Annotated in this window: 3 protein-coding genes; 1 reads left to right on the top strand and 2 read right to left on the bottom strand. The window is 59.6% G+C overall.

Annotated features, from left to right (window positions below):
- Positions 1-1,052: 1,052 nt before the first annotated feature.
- On the bottom strand, positions 1,053-1,205 hold the full coding sequence (locus Q9S52_RS10565; protein ID WP_300744559.1) for a hypothetical protein: 153 nt from the start codon (positions 1,203-1,205) through the stop codon (positions 1,053-1,055).
- 99 nt (positions 1,206-1,304) lie between these two features.
- Positions 1,305-1,583: a hypothetical protein gene (locus Q9S52_RS10560; RefSeq protein ID WP_304709082.1), complete on the bottom strand. Its 279-nt coding sequence runs from the start codon at positions 1,581-1,583 to the stop codon at positions 1,305-1,307.
- A gap of 93 nt (positions 1,584-1,676) precedes the next feature.
- On the opposite strand from Q9S52_RS10560, the gene Q9S52_RS10555 reads away from it, so the two are divergent.
- Entirely contained in the window at positions 1,677-3,449 is a 1,773-nt protein-coding gene (locus Q9S52_RS10555) for a chloride channel protein (protein ID WP_304709081.1), read from the top strand.
- Positions 3,450-3,564 lie beyond the last annotated feature (115 nt).

The following is a 3,564-nucleotide window of genomic DNA, read 5'->3' as shown; positions in this document are numbered from 1 at the left end:
TTGAATAAGATTTCCGCCAGCGCGCGGACAAAGAATGGGGGTAGAGGCTGGCAGTGGAAATGCGCAGCATTTCCCGTCCACGGGACGTGTGGCCCGCTTGGCCGACGCGTTCGCGTCATGGCGCGCGGCCGTTATTACTTTCCAGTTGCTCGCGCGCCCCGCCTAAAGGAGCGATTCCACTATTTCGGCGGTAAGCCGAATATAGTTGAATCGCGCAGGCGCGCACCAAGAATTGGGTTGAGCAGATTAAGCGATACGCAGTATCGCTCCGTCCCGCCGGGGTCACCCGGACGCCGCCCGCGCAGGGCAGTTTCAGCCGGGTCAATGCCCGTCCGCGCGCCACGCCTTAAGAGGGAAATCGTCAAAATGCGCTTGTGCGTTTTGACAGGATTTCCCAAGGCGCGCGAAAAGGCGGCGGAGCGCAAGCGGAGCCGCAGTGAGGCAGACACGGGGCGGAGAACTGGGGCGAGCTTTGGGCCGTGCCTGTTCTTCGGGTGGGAAAACCGACTACGGTTTTCCCACCGCGCCGGGCCGAGTTGTTGGCTGAGCTTTTGGGGCTCGCAGAGCCGCCGGGCTTGCGGCGGGGCATCTTCGATGCCCGGGTCGGACGCCGCAGCCCGAACCCCAAAGAATTGGGGCGGATTGGGGAAAGTTTTGGGGCGAGAGCGAATAGCGCGATTCCGAAGGGAATCGCCGTCCTCGGGCGCAGCGACGCATTAGCGGCGCGGGGGAGGCGCGCCGAGGACGAATGGGGAGTGCTCCTGCGACCCTTTGGGTCGCGCGGGCCGGACGCCTGCCCACGGGCGGCCCGCAACACGTCGCTTACGCGTCGAGAGTTGCCGTTCCTCCCGGGCGTCCGGCTCGCTTTGCTAAGGAGGTAGTGAATTAGGGATTGAGGGTCGGAGCCAGCGTGGCCGGAAACGAGTTCTGCGACGTTGCAGGCCTACGCCTGGGGTGGCTCCGGCCCGCGCGGTTCTACGAACCGCAGGGATGCACTCAAAACGCAATTAGGGTAACTCCAGCCTCTTGCCCCCACGGGCACGCGCCCCCGTTTATTCCGAGAGGCAACGCAACTGAAGAGCGTTACCGCGACTGCTCGGACCATTGGTTTCGAGACGCTCCATGCTGAAACCGAACAATGTCCCCTTGATGTCGCTGACAGCCGACGACCATTGGTACCCATGGTTGCCCGAGTAGCCCAACACCCCCGGCGCATTGTAGCGGAAGCCCGGGGCACGCCCACAGGATGTTTTACAGGCCGCCTTTACTCTAAACCGCCTCTACCCCAAGCAATACGTCTCTGTTTATTCCGAGAGGCACCGCAACTGAAGACCGTAGGCGCGATTGTGCGCCCGGCCGGAATAGAAATAATTCATATTGAAATCCAAGTAGATCCCACCCTCTGAGTCCGTCGAAGCAGACCACACCGATCCGACCGTACCCGTAGTGACGAGTGCTCCAAAACAACCCTCGTTACCCGCGTCGCGGTAGCCCGGGGCGCAGCCGGAGGGCGATTCGCGGCCGTCTTCGTACCTATCCTTCCGAAACCGCCGAAGTCGAAAAATCGCTATCTTAGCCCCCAATTACGCGCCTCGGCCCTCGAATCATAGGAAACACACCCCGTAATCGAAGTCCCCGGACGGCGATGGTATAGACCGGAATAACAAGTCTTCGCCTTGAAATCCACCGAAACACTCTACCGCTGGTTTACACGCTTTTCCAAGCGGCTCTCCGAACGACAACTCATCCTGATCCTCGCCGTGCTCGTCGGCATCGCCGCCGGCATCGCAGGACACCTCCTGCGCGGCTGTATCCACCTCATCAAACAGGGACTCACCTCCTGGGCCGACATCGAAGTCGCCAACCTGCTCTATTTCCTCTATCCCATGATCGGGATCGCCGTCACGGTCCTCTTCGTCAAATATTGGGTGAAAGACGACATCTCGCACGGCGTGACCCGGATTTTTTATGCCATCTCGCGCCGCGAATCGAGGATCAAACCCCATAACTGCTACACCTCGCTGCTGGCCAGCTCTGCCACCATCGGTTTCGGCGGTTCGGTCGGAGCCGAAGCCCCGATCGTGCTGACCGGAGCCGCCATCGGCTCGACGGTCGGGCAACTCTTGAGGCTGAATTACAAATACATCACCCTTTTGCTGGGATGCGGCGCTGGAGCCGCCATCGCGGCCGTCTACAAAGCCCCGATCGCCGGCTTCGTCTTCGTGATCGAAGTCCTGATGCTCGAACTCACCTTCACCAGCGTCGTTCCGTTGATTCTGGCCTCGGTGACCGCAGCGACTACCACCTATCTGTTGGTCGATATGCAGCCGTTTTTCGCCGGCGTCGCCCCGACTTTTACGCTGAAAGAGATCCCGTTTTACGCCTTGTTGGGTATCGTCGGCGGTTGCGTCTCCTATTTCTTCGCCAGCGCCTCGATGCGGATCGAGGGCCGGATCAAAGCGATCGGGAAACAACGCTCCCGCGTACTGATCGGAGGACTGGTGCTGGGAGCCTTGATCTTCGTCTTTCCCCCGTTGTACGGCGAGGGGTATGAGACCATCACGCAGCTGATGACCGGTCAGCAGGCCTCGATTTTCGACCAATCGCTCTTTTACGAGTGGCGCGACGCGTTTTGGATGATCGTCTTGTACGTGGCCGGGATTCTGGTCTTCAAAGTGGCGGCGATGACCCTGACGAACGCTTCGGGAGGGGTAGGGGGAACGTTTGCTCCGTCGCTGTTCGTCGGGGCGATGCAGGGCTATCTTTTCGCCATCGTCTGCAACCGCCTCTTCGGCACGGAACTGCCTGTGGCGGGTTTTACGCTGGTGGGGATGGCGACGGTGATGGGAGGGGTAATGAAAGCGCCGATCACCTCGATGTTTCTCGTGGCGGAACTAACGGGCGGTTTCGTTCTCTTTTTGCCACTGATGCTGGCTTCGGCCGTGTCGTTCGCCGTGAGCTACTATTTCGAACCCTATTCGATCTATACGAAACGGCTGGCGGCGCGGGGCGAGTTGCTGACTCGCAACAAGGACGAGAATACGATGCAGTTTCTCCATACGCGGTCGTTGATCGAATACGATTTCGAGACGGTGCCTTTGAACGGCAAGTTGCGGCATGTGATCCGGGCGGTGGAACATACGCGTCGGAATATTTTTCCGGTGGTCAGCTTGCGGGGCGAGCTGATGGGGGTGATTACGATGGATGACATTCGGGCGGACATGTTCGATGCGGACAAGTATGCCGACCCGCTGACTCGTTACATGTCGCAGCCTCCGGAACGTATTCATCCGGACGAGCCGATTCGCAGCGTCATGGAGAAGTTCGAACAGACGCAGGTTTGGAATTTGCCTGTGGTGGATGAGACGGGGCACTATCTGGGTTTCCTGTCAAAGTCGAAGCTTCTGACGGCTTATCGCGAGCAGCTGGCACACATGAGTGACGAGTAGCCTTTGCCATTGCTTCAGCTGTTGGTATAACTTGGGGCTGAGGCTACCTTAGCGATACGTAGTATCGCTCCGTCCCGCCGGTGCGCCCATCGGGCGTTTTGTTAGGGTTGTCTTT

Source organism: uncultured Rikenella sp., from assembly GCF_948810725.1.
Lineage (GTDB): Bacteria > Bacteroidota > Bacteroidia > Bacteroidales > Rikenellaceae > Rikenella.
Note: the sequence above shows the minus strand (reverse complement) of the source record. Positions and strands in the feature narration are given on the sequence as shown.